Raw genomic sequence first — 18,410 nt, 5'->3', positions numbered from 1 at the left:
ATCCAATGACTGTTGAGACCGAGACCGACGGAGGGGACGCCACTGTGGCGACGACTGCTGTTGACGTCGTGAACGACGCCGAAGAAGCGTTGATCGAAGAGGGCGAGATCGCGGGCGACTACCTCGAGCAGCTACTCGATGTGCTCGACTTCGACGGCGATATCGACCTCGATGTCGAGGGCGACCGCGCCATCGTGAGCATCGACGGCGGCCGTGATCTGACCAAGCTCGTCGGGCGAAACGGTGAAGTGCTCGACGCGCTGCAGGAGCTGACTCGGCTCGCCGTGCAGCAGGCGACCGGCGTGCGTAGCCGTCTGATGCTCGATGTGGCCGGCTGGCGTGCACAGCGCCGGACCGATCTGAGCGAGATCGGCGTCGCCGCCGCGAAGCGGGTGCTCGAGTCGGGCGCACCCGAAGCGCTGTCCGCGATGACTCCGTTCGAGCGCAAGATCGTGCACGATGCTGTCGCCGATATCGATGGCGTAGCGAGCGAGAGCGAAGGCGTCGAGCCGAATCGTCATGTGGTGGTAGTGCCCGAGTAGGCTGACTTCCGCCGTAACCACGAACGATGTGATTAGGCCTCCGGTCTCGGACCGGGGGCTTTTTCATTGCCATCACTCGGAAGGATGTTTCACGTGGAACGAGAACTGGGTGCGCCGTCCGACGAGCAGGAACCGCCCGCCGCCGCTGCCCGAGTGTTCGGCGACCGCTTGGACATCGCCCGCCGGTACTACGCGGCGCTGGCGACGGCCGGTGTGGAACGCGGTCTCATCGGTCCCCGTGAGGTTCCCCGGCTGTGGGAGCGCCACATTCTCAACTGTGCCGTCATCGGCGAGCTGATCGATGAAGGCGCTTCGGTTGTCGATATCGGCAGCGGTGCCGGGCTTCCCGGAATCCCCCTCGCGATCGCCCGGCCCGACCTTCGCATCACTCTCGTGGAACCGCTGCTGCGGCGGACGATCTTCCTGAGCGAGTTCATCGAAGAAGCCGGGTTGGATGTCACGGTGGTTCGCGGTCGGGCGGAGCAGTCCGGCGTGATCAAAGAAGCGGGCGGCGCGGATGTCGTCACTTCGCGCGCGGTGGCTCCTCTCGCCAAGCTCGCCCACTGGTCGCTCCCCCTTCTTCGCGACCACGGTCGCATGCTCGCTCTCAAAGGAACCAGTGCCGCCGAAGAACTCGAGCGCGACGGTGCCGAGCTGATTCGTGACGGTGCGACCGATCTCCGGGTTGTCGGGTGTGGCGCCGGCATCGTGGAAATCCCCACTCTTGTCATCAGTGCCGAGCTACTCCCCCGCGCCGAGCGTCCGACTCGTCGCAGTGAACGGAAGGCCGCCGGAGTGGAGAAGAAGGCTCGGAAGCGTCGCGAATCCTGATCGACCTGAAATCTCTTCCATCTAGCGAGTTCGCGCGTTTCGTAACGTGACGAATCATGCCGAGGGTCGTTGTATGGGCTTGAGGCGGGTCTATTTTCGGTAGTTGCGGATGGGTGTCGCGTTCGGGGAGCGGAAGTGTTTCACGTGGAACGCGACAGCCGATCCACTTCGTTGTTGATCGAATTTCGTATGCGTCGGGCGGACTTCGCCAGTCGGGTTTAATCGTGGTGGATTCGCTCGCTCGGTTTGAAGCGGAACGCGATCTGTCCGGGAAGTGCGTTGCCTGTGAGTCGAGGCAGGTCTGGTGAGATCGAATCTTCGGGCTCACGGGTGGGGGTGATCGTCGGGCGTCCGTTGGGTGGGTGAGCGTCGGCGAAGTCGAGGGAGAATCTGGTCGTCTGTTGTGTGGCAGTTCCTGGGATGGAAGTTGCCGTGAGCGAGCGTGTTCGGCAGCGTGTGTTTGCCGATCAGCAATGGGCGTTGGTGTCCTATCGGAAGATGTGTGGCATCGGTTCTTCTCGGCGGCAGCTGGGCTCCGCTTCTCTCGTTGAGTAGCGACACGGTGGTCGTCGCGGGCGACGTGTTCGGCCGGACGCTCGTCGATCGCTTGGGTGTGTGGGATCGGTGCGGAGAAGTCTGGTGGTGATCGGGCGTCGTTTGGTCCACGTAGGGGTGGGGTCAGAAACTTGGCGAGTCGGATGTCGGCGAGACGGGCTGGGACTGTGAGCCGATGACTCATGTGGATCTGTGTGAGATGGGGCGCGGGGCGAGCGGTGAATTGGTTGGGGTGCTGTGCTGATGCTGAGGGGGTGCTTCTCGGCTGACTCCGGGGTGCGTGGGTGATGGGGAGTGCGGGTGGGATTTGTGGCTGGGATTGGGTGTTCGGTAGTCCCAGGGGTTTGAGGCTGTGTTTTTGGCGCGCTGGCGCGCGCGTGTCCGCGGCCCTGAGGGGCGACCCGGCCGCGGACCGGCCACTTCGTGGCCGCCGCTCCCTAGGGGTCGCGGGTGCGGGGTTGGGTGTGCGGTCATGGCGGATCTGGGGAGTGCGGTGTGGCGGGGCGTGCTGTCTGGATGGGAGTGCGGTGCGCGGTCTGGATGCTGGGTGGGAGTGCGGACCCCAGATGGATTTGAGGGCAGGGGTGGATGGGACGGGCTGAGTGTGGGAGCTCTTGGGCGAGCTCGGACCATGCGTTGCGGCACTCATCGGCCGTCTGATGTGGTGCCCCGCTCCCCCGTTGTTTCCCGTGAAACATCGATCGCGGGCGCTAATTTGTGAGTGTTGGGTGTGTCCTTGTCGGCGTGCCGCGATTCAGCTTTCCTAAGTGTCTCGAGGCTGGCAAGCTGTCAGAGTCGGGCGGGAGTGAGCCACCCTCCTCGAGTCTTCGAGTTCTCCACCGACACAGTTAGTTTGTGACGACAAGGCGCCGACGTTCGTCGGGGATACGTGATCTGAAGTTTCTCGGGTTAGGAGCAATCTATGTCGAGCGGTCCGGCGAATGTTTCACGGGAAACAGCGTCGCGGGTCCCGGGGATGCTGGATTCCAGCAGCTTCGACGCGGAGACGTTCGGGAATACTCCTTTCGGGCACATCTCCCCGGCCGAGACCCCGATCGCGGCGGAAGCGCAACGCGCCAGCCAGATTCTGCATCCAGGAAAGGTCACTGTGCCGAAACCTCGCGAGCAACGGATCATCACTATCGCCAACCAGAAGGGCGGCGTCGGTAAGACGACTACGACGGTCAATCTCGCTGCGGCGCTAGCGCACCAGGGAATGACGGTCCTTGTGGTCGATCTTGATCCGCAGGGCAACGCGAGTACGGCGCTGGGCGTCGCACACAACTCGGGTGTGCCGTCCAGCTACGAGCTCCTGATCGGTGAGGTGACGGTCAAGGACGCGATCCAAGTGAGCCCGCACAGCGAGCGATTGCTGTGTGTCCCGGCCACGATCGACCTGGCCGGCGCGGAGATCGAACTGGTCTCGATGGTCGCCCGGGAAGGCCGGTTGAAGACCGCGATCCGCGAGGCGGGCATGGTCGGCTTCGACATCGATTACGTGTTGATCGACTGCCCGCCCTCCCTCGGTTTGCTCACGGTCAACGCGCTCGTGGCGGCCAAGGAGGTGCTGATTCCGATCCAGTGTGAGTACTACGCGCTGGAGGGTGTCGGTCAGCTGCTCCGCAATATCGGGCTGGTGCAGGCGCACCTGAACCCGGAGCTACACGTGTCGACCGTCCTGCTGACGATGTACGACGGCCGCACCAAGCTGGCCGACCAGGTGGCCGAGGAAGTGCGTAATCACTTCGGCGATGTGGTCCTCAAGTCGATGATCCCGCGCAGCGTGAAGGTCTCGGAGGCGCCGGGCTATGGGATGACCGTGCTCGATTACGATCCAGGCTCGCGCGGTGCGATGAGCTACATGGACGCGGGGCGCGAGCTGGCCGCTCGTGCGCAGCTGAAGCAAGACGCGTCTTAAGCGTGAGTTGGAACGAGGAAGGGATCGGTAGCCGATGAGTCAGGCGAAAAAGGGCGGTCTCGGTCGCGGGTTGGCCGCATTGATCCCGACGGGTCCGGCAGTGGCGCCGGGCTTGAGCAGTGCCGCCGCGAGCGTGATCGGAATCAACCCGATCGGCCCGCAACCGGCCGAGGCATTCCTGCATCGTGTTCCGGACGCGGAGCCCGCGCCGGAGCCCGAGCCCGAGCCCGAATCCGATCTGGTCTCCCCCGGCGGCGCGGTGTACCGCGAGGTCCCCGCCGACCTGATCGAGCCGAACCCGAAGCAGCCGCGTCAGGTCTTCGAGGAAGACGCACTCGCGGAGCTCGTGCACTCGATTCGCGAGTTCGGTCTCATGCAGCCGATCGTCGTGCGCCGCGTCGAACCGGGCGTCGACAAGTTCCAGTTGGTCATGGGCGAGCGCCGCTGGCGCGCATGCCAAGAGGCCGGACTCGCCACGATCCCGGCCATCATCCGGGACACCGACGACGGCTCGATGCTGCGCGACGCGCTCCTGGAGAACATCCACCGCGTGCAGCTGAACCCCCTCGAGGAGGCGGCGGCCTATCAGCAGCTGCTCGAGGAGTTCGACGTCACGCACGAGGAATTGGCTTCGCGAATCGGTCGCTCGCGGCCGGTGGTGACGAATATGATTCGTTTGCTGAAGCTGCCGATTCCCGTGCAGCGTCGGGTGGCCGCCGGGGTGCTCTCGGCCGGACACGCCAGGGCGCTGCTCGGCTTGGATGCCGGCGCGGACGCACAGGAAGAATTGGCTGCACGAATCGTTCGTGAGGGAATGTCGGTTCGGTCTACGGAGGAAGCGGTGCAACTCGCGAACCGCGAGCCCACGCCGACCGCTCCCCCGGCACCGAAGCGCAAACCGATCCACATGCCGGGTCTGCAAGATGTTGCCGAGAGACTGTCGGGGTCCTACGACACCCGAGTCACGGTCAGCCTCGGCAAGAACAAGGGCAAGATCGTTGTCGAGTTCGGGTCCGTCGAAGATCTCGAGCGCATCGTGGCGCTGATGGAGCAAGTCGGCCCCGAAACGTCACTGTGACTGAAAGAGGCGGCACGTACTGTGGATAGTGATGTGGCGTGAGCGTGGATGAATCCGACAGCTGGAGGCTGAACAGAGCGGTGTCGACCAGCGTCACGGCTTTGACTCTCGACGGGCTCGGTCAGCTCCCGGCGCACACCCGGCGGTGTGTGTTCTGGGAGCTCGACCCGGCCGTCGCCGCGGACTCGCACGCGTTCAGCGATCCGGTCTTCGAAAAGGAAGCCTGGCTCTCGACGGTGATGCTCGAGTGGGGTTCGTGCGGGCAGGTGGCCCACGTGGACAACAACCTCGCGGGCTGTGCGCTGTACTCCCCCCCGAGTGCCGTGCCACGTTCCGCGCTGTTCCCCACGTCCCCAGTAAGCCCGGACGCGGTCCTGCTGACCACGCTGCAGGCCGAATTCCCCTACGATGAGGCCGATGTAGCCCATCGCCTTGTTCAGGCCGTGGTGGCCGATCTGGTGCGTCGTGGCGTGCGAGCGCTGGAAGCATTCGGCATTCGCAACGGCCCACCGTCGAGTTCGGTAGCCGATCGCGGCTTCGGATCGTCGATGCGGCTGATGGAACGGATCGCGGCGCCGCTGCGGGACCCGTCGTCCGCGACGAGGTGCACTCCCGAAACCTGCATGATCGACGCGGATTTCCTCGCCGAGGTCGGTTTCGAAGTGGTGGCCCCGCACCACCGCTTCCCCCGGCTGCGCCTGGAACTCGACTCCGATCACGGCTGGAAGGAAGATGTCGAGCGCGCGCTCGACCAACTCCTGGCGGCGGCGTCGATGGAACCGCCCTCGCGCGTCGGCGCGCACTGACCCGAGACAACAAGAACGGCCCCGCGGACAATCGCGGGGCCGTTGGTCTTGTGTGGGCTAGACGCGCGGGGCGGGAACGTTGCCAGCGTCGGCGGCCGCCAGTTCTTCGGCGAGCAACTCGGCGAAGGTGTAGGTGCCGGTCGGCTGGTCGTCCTGGCCGAGCAGATAGAGCCGCTTCACCGAGATCAGAATCGCTTCGGCGATCACGTCGCGCATGCGCGGGTTGGTGAGCACCGAGGCGTCGTAGTCGTTGGTGAGGTAGCCGAGGTCGACCTGCACGGTCGGCATCTTGGTCAGGCGCAACAGGTCCCAGGTGCGCTGATGAGTCCGGCAGTCCTGCACCGAGGTTCGGGCCACCACTTCGCGCTGAATGAAACCGGCCAGTACCTGACCGATCATCGACACCGAACCGTGCGAGTTGCCCCAGTAGAAACCGGCCACTCCCTTCGCGGACGGGTTGTCACTGGTCGCGCAGCGCAGCGAGATCATCAGGTCGGCATCGAAGGCGTTGGAGGTGTCGGCGCGTTCGACATCGGTGGGGTTGGCGCCCCACGGCCGGGACAGGAAGGTTTCCATACCGGTCGCGGCCATCCGGCCTTCGAGCCTGGAAGCGAGATCCCACAGGATCTCCGACTCGTAGACGTCACCGTATTCGGTGGGTACCGCGAAACCCTTGTCGGCGCCGCCGAATCCGGGGTCGATGACGATCCGCTTGCCGGTGAGCTGCGGGCCCGCCCGGTGCACCACTTCTTCCTCGGCGATGCGATGCGGGTTGCCGCCGGTGACGCGCGCGCCGAGCAGATCCAGCGAGCGCAAGGTGTCGGGTCCGCAGATACCGTCGGCGGACAGGCCGATCTCGCGCTGGAACGCGCTGAGCCCGTCGTGGGTGTGCGGGCCGAAGTGCCCGTCCACCCGGTACACGTAGAAGCCGAGATCCTGCAGCTTGCGCTGCAGGGTGGCCACGTCGTCACCGTAGAGCGGCGCCGACAATTGGTAGATCAACGTGCGAGCACCCAGCCGGTAGGAGGCTTCCTTCAGCGCGCGATAGGTGGCCGGACCGACCACGCCGTCGACGAGCAGACCGCGCTGCTGCTGGAACGCGCGGATCGCCGAATCGAGGGGCCGATCGAACACCGCCTCGGTGTCCTTCCAATACTCCGGTCCGTCAGTGGATTCGACGTGTGGGAGATGCAGGAAACCGAGGCTTGCGAGGGTGCTCCGAACCTCTGCGACGGCTGGTCCTGAATCGCCGTGACGAAGTCGGTGCATGCGTAAGAGCCCTTTCCTTCGGCCGGAGCGTCCGTCGATTGTCTCAGACCCGGGCCGCTTTGCGGGAATCCCGGGTCCAGGCATCCTACGGCGCGTCGGCCGGTAGGAGACGCTTTTATCGGATGCTCTGTGTTAGATGAGACCGTCGAGCTCGCGCAGCAGCGCGGCCTTACCTTTCGCGCCGACGATCTGCTTCACCGGCTTGCCACCCTGGAACAAGATCATCGTGGGCAGCGACAGGATCTGGTAGTCGCGGGCGGTGCCGGGATTGGCCTCGGTGTCGAGCTTGGCGATGGTCAGCTTGTCGGCGTGGGTGCCTGCGATCTCCTCCAGCACGGGGGCGACCATCTTGCACGGGCCGCACCAGTCGGCCCAGAAGTCGACGAGCACCGGCTTTTCGCTGAGCAGGACGTCGTCGGCGAAGGACTGGTCGGTGACGGTGATGGTGTTGGCACTCTCGGCCATGGGTGTCTCCTCGACAGGGGTGGAACTCGAAATCAGTTGGCGCGCACGGCGGCCGGGCCGTCGGCGTGGTCGAGCGTGTTGGCGGTGATGTCGCCCTGCTCGGCGAGCCAGCGTTCGGCGTCGATCGCGGCACGGCAGCCGGTGCCCGCGGCGGTGATCGCCTGCCGGTAGGTGTGGTCGACGAGGTCGCCCACGGCGAAAACGCCCGCGACATCGGTGGCGGTGCCCGGATCGGTCACCTGCACATAGCCTTCGCCGTCGAGTGCGACCTGGCCCTTGACGAGTTCGCTGCGCGGATCGTGCCCGATGGCGACGAACAGGCCGGTCGCGTCGAGCTCGGACTCCGCGCCGGTGCGGGTGTCGCGCAGGGTGAGGCTGGTGACGCTCTTCTCACCGTTGACCTTCACGACCTCGGAGTTGAGCTGGAACTTGATCTTCTCGTTGGCCTTGGCGCGCTCGAGCATGATCCGTGACGCACGGAACTCCTCACGGCGGTGCACGATGGTGACGCTCGCGGCGAACTTGGTGAGGAAGGTCGCTTCCTCCATGGCGGAGTCGCCGCCGCCGACCACGACGATGTCCTGGCCCTTGAAGAAGAAGCCGTCGCAGGTGGCGCAGGCGCTCACACCGCGGCCGAGCAGGTCCTGCTCCCCCGGCACGTTCAGGTAGCGCGCGGCCGAACCCATCGCGAGGATCACGGCGTAGGCCTCGAAGGTCTCGTCACCGACGGTGACCTTCTTCACGGGGCCGGACAGGTCGATCGCGTCGACGTCCTCGGTGCGCAGCTCGGCGCCGAAACGCTTGGCCTGGTCGCGCATCTGCTCCATGAGGTCGGGGCCCATGATGCCGTCGCGGAAGCCGGGGAAGTTCTCCACCTCGGTGGTGGTCATCAGGGCGCCACCGAACTGGGTGCCCTCGAAGACCAGCGGCGAAAGCTCCGCGCGGGCGGCGTAGACGGCCGCCGTGTAGCCGGCGGGTCCTGAGCCGACGATGATCAGGTCGCGAACTGGCGTGCTCATGGGGACCTTCCGAGAAGTAAAGCTGGGACGTGTCGGTCAACAACAGCCTAAACGGTGTTGTTCCCGGTATTTCTTTGCGGCTGGTCCCTCAACCGATGTCGCGCAGGGTGAGCCGTTCCGGGGTGCCGGTGGTGCAGCCGGTACCGACCACCAGGGCGGTGATGGTGGGGGCCTGCTCGCCCTGGACGAGGACCAGGACGGCGTCGGAGCCACGGAAAGTGATATTCGACGCTCCCAGCACCGCGCGGTCGATGCCGTTGGCTTGCACGCAGCGGGTGAGGGCCGCTTCGTCGGCCAGCGGGCCGATCACGTCGCGTTTGCCCAGTGCGCGGAGTGCGGCGGCGGTGGTGAGTTCGTCGGCGGCCGCCGGTTCGGTGAACGGCGCGGCGGTGGGGGTGCCCTCGGTGGTGTCGAACGTGCTGAACACGGCGCCGGCGCCCGCCAGGACCGCCACGGTGGCGGCGGCCGCGGCGAGTAGCCCCAGTCGGCGCCGGGAGCGGTAGCGATCCAGCGAGATCGGGGCCTCGCCGGCCGGTGCGGGGGGAACAGCAGCGAGCGGGGTGATGCGCTCGGTCGGGCCCTCCCCCGCGTCGAGTTCGGCGACGAATCGGAACATGCGGTCGGCCACGTCGTCGGGCATGCGGTGCATGACCCGCTCGTCGGTGGCGAGCGTGCGGAGGTGGGTGTTCACCTCGTCGAGCTTGTTCAGGTAGTGCAGCGCGTCTTCGTCGGTGCGGACCACGGGCCACAGCTGCTCGCACAATTCGGGCGCGAGGTTGTCGGCATGCAGATCGGCCAGCAGTTCCGACGGGAACGGAGGCTGCGGCACGGATCGAGACACCCTCGCACCTCCCCTGTTCTGTCGATATCGGATCGCAGGATTTACATCGCTGACTTGTTCGTCACTGTTAATGACGCATCCCGACTACATCCGGTTCCCTGGATCCCGGAAAAATTCCAAACGTTCTTGCAAACGTACGCGCGCTCGGGCGCATCGGCTCTTGATCGTGCCCGGCGCCACGCCGAGCGCAGCGGCGGTTTCGGCGACGCTGCGGCCCTCCATCTCGGTCATGACCAGGGCCAATCGTTGTTCGTCAGGGAGGGTGAACAGCGCCTCGCTCACGACGGTGGACAGTTCGTAATGCGCGAAGGCGTCGTGCGGGTCGACCGCCTCGGGCATGGTGTCGGGCAGGATCGACACGGCGCGACGGGTCTTGTTGCGCCGGATCCGGTCGAGGCAGGCATTCACCACGATCGCGTGCAGCCAGCTACGCACCTCGGATTCGGCGCGGAACGAGTCGGCGGTGCGATGGGCCGAGAACAAGGCGTCCTGCAGACAGTCGGCGGCGTCCTCGCGGTTGTAGGACGTGCGCAGCGCGGTCTGCCAGAGATGGTCGGAATGCCTGCGCAGCAGTTCGGCGAAGACATACGGTTCCCCGCGAACGTGGGCGGCAAGCAGTTGCTTGTCGCTGCCGTTCTCCAGGAACGAGCGGACGCTGGGCGCGACCTGCCGCGGTGGCACACCGCGGACTTGCTCGTTGACATCCGGCGACAAAACTGACCCCTTGGACAGCGCTCATTACGGCGACTTCGAGCCGACGAACAAGGCCGATCCATCACCTGACTACAACGCGACGTCCAGGATCGACGTCAACAAATCCTGGGTAACTCTCAACCGAGAGCGCGGGGGGATCATATCGTTGATAACAATTACGCACCAACCGGACCGCGGTTCGATGAAGATCGGCAATGGGCCCGGAAATGATCGACCACCTGCGCAGATAGCAGAGGTGGGAGGGTTTTACGGCGCGATGAGACTAAGGGGCCGCGTCGAAGCGGACGTCGGCGATCGCGGTCTGGAACTGACCGCCGGAATTCGCCAGTCCGGTGATCCAGACGAGCACGAAACGAGCGGCCTGATCGGTCTGCACGGCGATATCGGTGACGCCGTCACCGAGCTTGGCCGAACCGATCAGCTGGGTCTGGTCGAGCGTGGGCGCCTCGGTGGGCGAGGTACGGATCTCGACCGTGCTGCCCGCACTGGGTGAGGTGATCGACACATTGGTGAGCTTGGCCGGCGTCGGCAGCGTGGCCAGCAGCCCCACGCCCTTCTTGAGGGCGGGGAACTGCTGGAAGTACTGATCGGTGCGCCACACCGTCGCCGCGTTGTGGTCGAGCACCGCGCCCGCCGCCGCGGCGCCGTCGGGGGTGCCCTCCGGGGAGAACACCGCGGCACCGGTGACCGGCACCGGCACACTCGTCGGCGGTGCCGCGGGGTCGTCGGCGGGCGGTGCGGACGCCGCGGGCGGAGCCACACTCGAGGTGAGGCCGATATTGATCTGCTGGTCCAGCGGCTTGTCCGACGCGCCGGGCGCGAAGATGCTGACCATCCACCAGATCAGCACGCCGACCACCAGCGCGGCGAGCACGCCGAGGCCGACCATGATCCACATCATCCGCTTGGAGCGTTCCCGCTCGGCCGCGAGCAGTTCCGGGTCGGCGAGTGAATCGGCACCGGGGGCCACAGCCCGCTGACCCAGACGTAAGACCGGAATGAAGTCGGTCTTCTGATCGACGACCGAGGCCTGCTCGAGCACGTGCTGCACGGTGGCAGCGGTGCGCACGCCCTTGTTGGATTCCAGCGAGCGAACCGCGACGGCCGAGATCTCGAACGGCACCTCCGGCCGGATCTGGCGCGGTTCCACCGGCGTGCCGTCCGGCCCGAAATCGGCCAGTCGCAGGCCGCCGATGGTGGCCGCCGACCCGGTGACACCACCGACGCGAATCGGCCAGCGTGCGGTGATCAGGGCGTAGAGCATCGCGCCGAGGCCGCGGACGTCGCCTTGCGCGTCGGAATCGCCGAGGGTGCCGGGGAACGCGAGGACGGCGTCACCGGAGGCACTGATCCGGATCCGATCGGGGTGATCGATCGACAGCGAGCCGCCGCCACGGTGCGCGAGTTCGGCCGCCGAAGCGAGCGCCCTGATGGCCCTGGCCGCGCCGACCGGCGACGGCACGGTCTCGGCCATCTCACGCAGCGAACGACCGGGGGTCCACTCGGCCACGACGATGCCGCCGGAGCTGCCACGGACCACGTCGAGCACCCTGGCCAGGCCGGGCGAATTGATCCTGCCCAATCGCAGCGTGCGCGACAGCACCGCCTGCGGGCCGTCGTGACCGGAGTTCTCGCCCGAGGTCTGATCCGCGTCCACGAAGGTCAGCGCGACCTCGCGATCGAGCTTGATATCGAGTGCCTGCCAGAACTTCAGCCCGCGCGCACCCCCGTGACCGGCCAGCAATCGGTACCGGCCACCGGCGACGGACGCGCCGGGGATGAGCTTGGGGCCACGCTGCCCACGGTTGGCCGCGGCGCTCGGGGGCACCTGCGGGGGAATCGGCAGCATGCCGGTGTCGTATGTCGGATCGTGCGGCGGCATGGCCGAACGTGCGTCGTCTTCGTGCGTATCGCCTTCGTCTGGCGCGTCGGTATGTTCGGAATCCGTCGAGTTCGGCGCATCGGGCCCGACCTCGGTGGACATTCCTGCTGCCGCGCGCGCCGCAGAATCAGCGGCCGGGACGCCGCCCACCGCGTCATCGCTCACCCTCGGTCCTCCTTCGGCCTGAAAACCCGTGTCGGTCTGCGGAACAGCGTACGGGAACTGTGCTTTACCGGTGCTGTCAACAGCGCCCGGTCGAATGACGGGAAGCACCATGGTCTGGGTGTCCAAAGACTGCCCATATGCGGGGAATCCGTAGGTATCGGGACGGCGCAGGACGGTGGTCGCGTAGATGTCGTCTGCCGGGGTGTCGTCGAGTCCGCGATCCGGCGCTGGCGGGGTGATGCCGAGCTTGCGCGAGATCGCCACGGTGATGGCGACGACCTCGGGGATACCGGCCAGACGCATCAGGCCGAAGGCCACCGAGAACATGACCAGCGAATCGACGACGACGCGCAGCAGCGAGCCCGCGCCGCCGGAGACACGGTCGAGTCCGGTCACCGAGTCGACGATCAGCATCACCGCGCCGCCCGCGATCGAGGCGAGCAACACTCTGGTCACAGTTCGGCCGACATTGACCATTCGCAGGTCGCCGAGGCTGCGGTGCAGCAGCACGCCGCCGATCACCGCGCCCGCGGTGAATCCGAGGCCGGTGGCGACACCGAGAACGATCACCACGTCGTCGCTGTCGCGGGCGATGACCGGTGCCAGTGCCGAGATCAGGATCTTGATCGTCGTGATGCCGAGGATGATCCAGGTCGGTGTCCATGCCTGCTCGCGCGCGTAGAACACCCGCAGATGGATGAGTACGAGCGAATACGGGATGAGCGAGAACGCCGACCAGCTCACCGCGCTGCCGAGCCGTTCGGCGTCACCGGAGAATCGCGCGTAGCCGTAGAGCGCCTGGCCGATCTCCGGGCCCGCGAGCGTCATGAAGGTGACGATCGGCAGCATCGCGATCATCGTGAGTCGCGTGGCTACGGACAGGTCGTCGACCACGGCGGGGGTGTCGTCGTCGGCGGCGCTGCGGCTCAGCCTCGGCATGATCGCGGTGAGCAGGGTTACCCCGATCACGCCGTAGGGCAGCTGCAACAGCGCCCACGCGTTCGCGAAGATCGCGGGACCCGCTTCGTCGGCCGAGGAGGCGATGTTGTTCGCGACCACCAAGCCGACCTGGCTGATCAGCACGTACAAGATGATCGCGATGCCCATCTTGCCGAACTGCTTGAGCCGCGCGTCGACTCCCCACAGCGGACGCAGGTTGATCCCGTGCCTGCGGATCGCGGGCAGCAGACAGAGTGCCTGTGTCGCCACGCCCGCGGTGATGCCGAGGCCGAGGACCAGCAGTTTCGGGTCGCTCATGCGCACCGGGTCGAGCGTGATCTCGCCGGGTGTCAGCGCGTAGACCGCCAGCACCGTCAACGCGACCACATTGTTCATCACGGGTGCCCACGCACCCGGTTTGAACGCCTGTCTGGTGTTGAGGATCGCGGTGAACAGCGCGGACATGCCATAGAAGAGCAGCGCGGGTGCCAGTAGGTAGGTCAGCGCGACGGTCAGGTTCGTATTCACCTTGCCGTCGGAGGAGACGAGCACGTGACCGGCCAGGATCGGCGTGGCCGCCAAGGTGAGCACCGTGGCGACGAACAGCACGGTGAAGGCCGCTGTCACCAATCTGCGCACGAACGCGGCGCCGTTGTCGGCGTCCTCCTGCTCGGCGCGGATCAGGGTCGGCACGACGATGGCGGTGAGCACGGCGCCGAGGACGAGCTCGGCGACCATGTTCGGGATCAGGTTCGCCGAGATGAACGCACTCGCGATGGCCGGACCGAGCACGGTCAGCAACAGCAGCTGCTTGGCGAATCCGGTGATCCGGCTGATCAGCGTCGCGACGGCGATCGAACCCGAGTCCTTGAGCAGCTTCGCGTTGGCACTCATCGGGGCGCCGCCCGCCTTGCCGGCAGGTTCGGCCGCTACCTTCTTCGGCCGGGCGATGACTTGAGTCCGCTCCGCTGACCGATCGCCGGCGGGCACACCGCTCGCGTTCCGTCCACGATCGCCGAATCCGGCGCCTGCCTGGCGGCCATCCCGGGCGGGGTCCGCGGCGGGCATCCCGGGGAAACTCCCCCGCGACGGCATTGGACGTCCCTGCTCCGGCGGAGCTTGCCTGCGGGCACCGGCCTGATCGGGCCGATCCTGTCTCGGAATGGCGCCGGACTGCCCACCGCGCGGCGGGACCGGTCGTTGCTGGGGGAACTCGCCCGACGGGTTCGGCCCGGATCGCCGCGGGGCGAACCCGTCCGGTCCGGGACGTTGCTGCTGCGGAAACTCACCCGAGCGCCCGGCGGAACCAGGTCCGGGGCGCTGCTGTTGCGGGAATTCGCCCGAGCGGCCGGCGGAACCAGGTCCGGGCCGTTGCTGTTGCGGGAATTCGCCCGAGCGCGCGCCGGAACCAGGTGCGTGGCGTTGCTGGGGAGGTACAGGGCGACCGTCTGGCCCGTAAGCAGGGGGGCGCGGGGGCAGGCCGGGCGGACCGGCAGGGGGCTGCGGTGCGCCGGGAGGGCCGCCTACACCGGGGCGCGGCGGCGGTCCGGGACGTTGCTGCTGCGGGAATTCACCCGAACGATTCGCCTGGCCGGGCGGTCGTTGACGTGGAGCGGGCCCGCGCCCTTGGCGGTCGCCCTGGGGCGGGCGCTGCTGATCCGGGCGGTAGTCGGCCGGGCGTGGCTGACCCTGTGCCGGGCGGAACCCGGCCGGTGGCTGTTCAGTGGGGCGACCGGGAGCCGGCGCGGCGCCGTGATCCGGCCCGGGACGGTATCCGGCCTGTTCGGGACGCACCCCGGGCCGAGCACCTGGCGCACCGGGATGACGTGGCGCGCCGGGCAGATCCACCGCGGGCCGATTCCCCGGCTGACGAAATCCACCGGGCTGTTCGAACGTCGGATCACCGGGGCGTACCGGCGGTCGGCCATCGCGAGGCGCGGCGTCCGGTCGATGACCAGGCGCGCCGGGCCGCCGATCCACGTGCTGTGCGGCCTCGTCGCGGTCGGCGTCCTGTCCGGCCGTCATCCCGCGTTCCCACGGAGCACTGGGCGCCCGGCGCAGGGTCGGGTCGTCGTCGTGGTCACGCCGATGAGCGGAATCATCGTCGCCCATCATGCCTCCTGTACCCGGCGTAACCCGCGAATCCCGCCGGTCCGATGAGCGTTTCGCTCACCAGTGCCACTCTCGTCCTTGTCTGTCATGGTGCCCTGACCGCGCGTCAGGCGCGGGTGTTCACTGCCGTTGCAGCCGCTGACGTGCCCGCCGCAGTCGACCCGCCCGTTCGACCGTCTCCGGGGTGAACCCTTCGTCGGCGGGGTCGGGCTGTCCGCGGAACCGTCGCAGCAGTCGGCGCCCGGCCAGCAGCAACAGCAGTATCGCGGCACATGCGGTAATTATGGCCAGGGCCTGACCGTAGGCGTTCGAGCGCACCGAGACCGAGGTCGCCTCTCCTAGCGCTATCCCGTCCGGGGTGGTAAGGGCGATCGGAATGACCAGCTTACGGCTGTCGCTCACCTCGGTCGGGATCTGGAACGACCGGGTCCCGGACGGCGGAAGCAGCTGTTCGCCGATATCGGTGATGTTCGTCTCGGCGGGCGCTTCGATCCGGAACATCACCCGGATGGCGACGGGCAGTTCATTGCGCGCCACCAGCAACAACGGGCTCTGCTCGGAGGCCAGCGTGTACACCCCGCCCGGTGGCAGCACCGAGACCGAGGAGAACATCGTGTCCAGTTCGCGGGTCGCCTGGTCGATGCGCCGCTGGGCGTGCAGGTCGGCGAGCGTGTCGTTGTCGGCCCTGCGGTCGGACAGGCTCAGCGCGCGCAGCAGATCCTCGCGTGCCGGGGTGAGGAACGCGTGCGGGGTGAGCTCGGATTCGGGCAGTTCGACCAGCGCGCGCATCAGCTCGGTCACCCGGGCACCCTGGTCGTGCACCGGTCCGATGAACTGTTCCGGCGCGGCGTCCTGGGCGGCGCGCGGCAGATACTCCAGCGCGAACGGCCGCGGGTCGGGTGCCTGTGTGACGAGGTCGGTGAAGCTGCGCGGGCCGGCGAGGTTGTTGCGGGTGAGCAGTTCGACCTGCTTGAGCAGCGCGACGCCCTCCTCCCGGCTGGCACCCCACTGCTGCGGTGGCATCAGCAGCTGCGAGCGAGGCCGGTCCGGCGACGGATTGAGCGCACTCCAGGCCATCGCGCCGAGCGCGTCCTGCAACCGGGCCGCGCGTGAGTCGTTGGTGACGTCGAAACGCACCTTCGACGGTGTGAACGACGGCGTCGGGGGGTTCGAGCCGACCGCGGCCAGCGCGGTCGCCGACCAGATGTCGAAGGTGGTCACCCGCAGCGCGGGATCGGTCCCGGCGGCGGCGCCGGCGGGCGGTTCCACGCTCACGCCCGGCACCCGCACGACATCGGGCGCGGACTGTTCCCCACCGACGACCACATCGGGCGTGAGCGTGGTCGGAGCGGAGGTGAGCGCGTTGTCGGTATCGGCGGGCGACCCGTCACCCGACACCGCGGAACCGGCCAGCACCGCCGTGCCGTATCCGTGCTCGCGCAACAACAGCCCGGCCGGATCGTCGATGCTGCCCGAATCGGGCAGGCTCACCCCGCGCAGCGACTGCGTGCCGAGGATCGAGTCCACGACGTCGGCGGGCGCGAGCAGGGCCCGCGCCGACAGACCCGGATCGTTCACCGCGGCCAGTGCCGACACGTCGACCTGCGCGAACGGCAGGGCCACCGTGCACATCGACCCGGCCAGCGCGCGCAACCGGTCGAGCCAGGCTTGCGCGTTGGCCGCCCCGGTCCCCTCCCTGGTCGCCCCGCTCGGATCCGACGGACTGGCCAGCACCCGATAGCCGCGCGTCATCGTCTGCACGGTCGAGACCAGGTCCGGATCGATGGCGATACACACCGATCCGGCCACACTTCTGTCTTTGCCCGGCGCGGGCACCACCGATTCCAGCGCGGCGACGAGCTGTTCCAGCCGCCCGCCCTTGCCGACCGAGGCCGCCAGTTCGTCATCGAGCAGTTCGGCCTGGCCGTTCACCGAGCCGGGCTTGCCCGCGACCATGCGCGGCCGGTCGGCCAGCGGCCAGATCATCGTGGTCGCGATCGGTGACGCTTCCGGCGGCGGTGTCACCGCCGGTTCCGCGCTGCCGTCCACACCGGTGGGCGGTAGTCCGAGGACGGGGAGCAGGAAGCGCGCGTCGTCGAGCCTGGCCTGGGTGCCGTAGGCGGGTTCACCGTTGACGTTGAGCAGCAGCGGATACACCCCGGGATCGGTGAGCCCGAGCGATGCCTCCGAGCCCGCGCGCAACGCGATGCTCACCGAGAACTGTTTGCGCTGACCGGGACTCAACTGCGGCGCCACATCCTGGAACGGACCGGTCACCTCGTAGTTCACCTGGTCCAGCCGTAGCGAACTGCGCAACCCACTCGGCGAAGCCACCGCGGCGGCCCGTTGGATCCGCACGCTCACATCGTCGACGACCCGGTCGCCGATATTGGTGACTGTGCCGGAGATGGTCAGCTTCGGGTCGCTGCCGGTGGTGACCGTGCCCGGCGCCACCGCGTCCAGGGTCAGCTTGAGAAACTTCGGCGTTCCCGACCCGTCCGTTTGAGCGTGCGCGACCGCGGGCAGCAGCGTCATCGAACCCAAGATGGTCAGGACCGCCGTGATCAGCCGGATCAGTCCACCCGTCATCGCTTGCCGGTCTCCATCCGGTCGATCAATCGGTTCGCCACTTCGGCCAACCGCCGTTCGTCGGCGTAGGCCAGTCGGGAATCCAACTCGCTCAACGGAACCCACGCAACCTGGGTCACTTCGACGTCGGCGTCGGACAGCTCACCGCCCAGACACCGCAGCAGAAAATGGTGCACGGTCTTGTGTACCCGTCTGCCCTCGGTGACGAACCAGTAATCGATGCTGCCGAGCTCGGCTACCACTTCCCCGTCGATTCCGGTTTCCTCGGCGACTTCGCGGATCGCGGTCTGCTCGGAGGTCTCGCCCTCTTCGATATGCCCTTTGGGCAGCGACCACAACAGTCGTCCGCGACGGTCGGTGCGCCCGATCAGCGCGGCGGTGCGCTGCTCCTTGGGGCCGTCGAGCCCTTCGACGACCAGGCCGCCCGCCGAGGTTTCCCGGACGGTGCGCATGCGGGGTTTGCCGGCGTTGTTCGCCGAACCGCGCCGCCGCGGCTGGCGGCGTCGACTGTTCGCGCGATCGGCCGGAGGAGACACCTCGCCAGCTTAGCTGGGTTTGTTTTTGCGGCACCTGCGGTGCCGCGGGGTTTGCGCCCCCTGGTGTCCCGCAGTTGGGGGCGCAAACCCTTCGATGTGTGGGTGCTCAGAGGCGGCAGGGGCGCAATCGATTGGACCGGGTCGGTAAA

Annotated in this window: 14 protein-coding genes; 6 read left to right on the top strand and 8 right to left on the bottom strand. The window is 67.4% G+C overall.

Annotated features, from left to right (window positions below):
* Positions 1 to 5 precede the first annotated feature (5 nt).
* The 5 genes from ACFQ9R_RS06940 to ACFQ9R_RS06920 all read left to right on the top strand — a co-directional run bounded on the left by ACFQ9R_RS06940 (position 6) and on the right by ACFQ9R_RS06920 (position 5,730).
* On the top strand, positions 6 to 542 hold the full coding sequence (locus ACFQ9R_RS06940; protein ID WP_266294803.1) for a R3H domain-containing nucleic acid-binding protein: 537 nt from the start codon (positions 6 to 8) through the stop codon (positions 540 to 542).
* Between the two features lie 84 nt (positions 543 to 626).
* A complete protein-coding gene (gene rsmG / locus ACFQ9R_RS06935) occupies positions 627 to 1,373 on the top strand; it encodes a 16S rRNA (guanine(527)-N(7))-methyltransferase RsmG (protein WP_378989375.1) in 747 nt (248 codons plus the stop codon).
* A 1,477-nt stretch (positions 1,374 to 2,850) separates the two neighbouring features.
* Complete coding sequence (locus ACFQ9R_RS06930; RefSeq protein WP_378989374.1) at positions 2,851 to 3,846, top strand: ParA family protein; 996 nt, start codon at positions 2,851 to 2,853, stop codon at positions 3,844 to 3,846.
* A 34-nt stretch (positions 3,847 to 3,880) separates the two neighbouring features.
* The gene (locus ACFQ9R_RS06925) at positions 3,881 to 4,924 is read left to right on the top strand and encodes a ParB/RepB/Spo0J family partition protein (RefSeq protein ID WP_378989373.1); all 1,044 of its coding nucleotides are present in this window, start codon (positions 3,881 to 3,883) and stop codon (positions 4,922 to 4,924) included.
* A gap of 80 nt (positions 4,925 to 5,004) precedes the next feature.
* A complete protein-coding gene (locus tag ACFQ9R_RS06920) occupies positions 5,005 to 5,730 on the top strand; it encodes a GNAT family N-acetyltransferase (RefSeq protein WP_378635240.1) in 726 nt (241 codons plus the stop codon).
* Between the two features lie 57 nt (positions 5,731 to 5,787).
* On the opposite strand, the gene ACFQ9R_RS06915 is transcribed toward ACFQ9R_RS06920, so the two are convergent.
* The 6 genes from ACFQ9R_RS06915 to ACFQ9R_RS06890 form a co-directional block, all read right to left on the bottom strand.
* The gene (locus ACFQ9R_RS06915; protein WP_378989372.1) at positions 5,788 to 6,999 is read right to left on the bottom strand and encodes a peptidoglycan-binding protein; all 1,212 of its coding nucleotides are present in this window, start codon (positions 6,997 to 6,999) and stop codon (positions 5,788 to 5,790) included.
* Between the two features lie 132 nt (positions 7,000 to 7,131).
* Positions 7,132 to 7,464 (bottom strand): thioredoxin, encoded by a 333-nt coding sequence (gene trxA / locus ACFQ9R_RS06910; protein ID WP_189031738.1) that lies wholly within the window; start codon positions 7,462 to 7,464, stop codon positions 7,132 to 7,134.
* 32 nt (positions 7,465 to 7,496) lie between these two features.
* Positions 7,497 to 8,483 (bottom strand): thioredoxin-disulfide reductase, encoded by a 987-nt coding sequence (gene trxB / locus ACFQ9R_RS06905; protein WP_378634632.1) that lies wholly within the window; start codon positions 8,481 to 8,483, stop codon positions 7,497 to 7,499.
* Between the two features lie 88 nt (positions 8,484 to 8,571).
* A complete protein-coding gene (locus ACFQ9R_RS06900) occupies positions 8,572 to 9,312 on the bottom strand; it encodes a hypothetical protein (protein ID WP_378989371.1) in 741 nt (246 codons plus the stop codon).
* Positions 9,313 to 9,408: 96 nt separating this feature from the next.
* Entirely contained in the window at positions 9,409 to 10,005 is a 597-nt protein-coding gene (sigM, locus tag ACFQ9R_RS06895) for an RNA polymerase sigma factor SigM (RefSeq protein ID WP_378635242.1), read from the bottom strand.
* 295 nt (positions 10,006 to 10,300) lie between these two features.
* Entirely contained in the window at positions 10,301 to 13,918 is a 3,618-nt protein-coding gene (locus tag ACFQ9R_RS06890) for a murein biosynthesis integral membrane protein MurJ (RefSeq protein ID WP_378989369.1), read from the bottom strand.
* Positions 13,919 to 14,578: 660 nt separating this feature from the next.
* On the opposite strand from ACFQ9R_RS06890, the gene ACFQ9R_RS06885 reads away from it, so the two are divergent.
* Positions 14,579 to 15,184: a hypothetical protein gene (locus ACFQ9R_RS06885; RefSeq protein WP_378989368.1), complete on the top strand. Its 606-nt coding sequence runs from the start codon at positions 14,579 to 14,581 to the stop codon at positions 15,182 to 15,184.
* A 72-nt stretch (positions 15,185 to 15,256) separates the two neighbouring features.
* Here ACFQ9R_RS06885 and ACFQ9R_RS06880 read toward each other — a convergent pair whose 3' ends face one another.
* Together ACFQ9R_RS06880 and ACFQ9R_RS06875 are read right to left on the bottom strand one after the other, a co-directional pair.
* The gene (locus ACFQ9R_RS06880) at positions 15,257 to 17,725 is read right to left on the bottom strand and encodes a DUF6049 family protein (RefSeq protein WP_378989367.1); all 2,469 of its coding nucleotides are present in this window, start codon (positions 17,723 to 17,725) and stop codon (positions 15,257 to 15,259) included.
* Positions 17,722 to 18,177, bottom strand: a complete 456-nt coding sequence (locus ACFQ9R_RS06875; protein ID WP_228536794.1) for an NUDIX hydrolase — start codon at positions 18,175 to 18,177, stop codon at positions 17,722 to 17,724. Before ACFQ9R_RS06875 ends, ACFQ9R_RS06880 begins: the two co-directional genes overlap by 4 nt.
* Between the last annotated feature and the right edge of the window lie 233 nt (positions 18,178 to 18,410).

Origin of the sequence: Nocardia sp. NPDC056541 (assembly GCF_042794235.1) — a bacterium.
Lineage (GTDB): Bacteria > Actinomycetota > Actinomycetes > Mycobacteriales > Mycobacteriaceae > Nocardia.
The sequence above is the reverse complement of the archived record's forward strand: the minus strand, read 5'-3'. Positions and strand labels throughout refer to the sequence as shown.

What these genes read in the sequence shown, in the direction of transcription:
- ACFQ9R_RS06940 (WP_266294803.1), top strand. Translation starts at nt 6, where the DNA reads ATGACTGTTGAGACCGAGACCGACGGAGGGGACGCCACTGTGGCGACG.
- rsmG (WP_378989375.1), top strand. Translation starts at nt 627, where the DNA reads ATGTTTCACGTGGAACGAGAACTGGGTGCGCCGTCCGACGAGCAGGAA.
- ACFQ9R_RS06930 (WP_378989374.1), top strand. Translation starts at nt 2,851, where the DNA reads ATGTCGAGCGGTCCGGCGAATGTTTCACGGGAAACAGCGTCGCGGGTC.
- ACFQ9R_RS06925 (WP_378989373.1), top strand. Translation starts at nt 3,881, where the DNA reads ATGAGTCAGGCGAAAAAGGGCGGTCTCGGTCGCGGGTTGGCCGCATTG.
- ACFQ9R_RS06915 (WP_378989372.1), bottom strand. Translation starts at nt 6,999, where the DNA reads ATGCACCGACTTCGTCACGGCGATTCAGGACCAGCCGTCGCAGAGGTT.
- trxA (WP_189031738.1), bottom strand. Translation starts at nt 7,464, where the DNA reads ATGGCCGAGAGTGCCAACACCATCACCGTCACCGACCAGTCCTTCGCC.
- trxB (WP_378634632.1), bottom strand. Translation starts at nt 8,483, where the DNA reads ATGAGCACGCCAGTTCGCGACCTGATCATCGTCGGCTCAGGACCCGCC.
- ACFQ9R_RS06890 (WP_378989369.1), bottom strand. Translation starts at nt 13,918, where the DNA reads ATGAGTGCCAACGCGAAGCTGCTCAAGGACTCGGGTTCGATCGCCGTC.
- ACFQ9R_RS06880 (WP_378989367.1), bottom strand. Translation starts at nt 17,725, where the DNA reads ATGACGGGTGGACTGATCCGGCTGATCACGGCGGTCCTGACCATCTTG.
- ACFQ9R_RS06875 (WP_228536794.1), bottom strand. Translation starts at nt 18,177, where the DNA reads ATGCGCACCGTCCGGGAAACCTCGGCGGGCGGCCTGGTCGTCGAAGGG.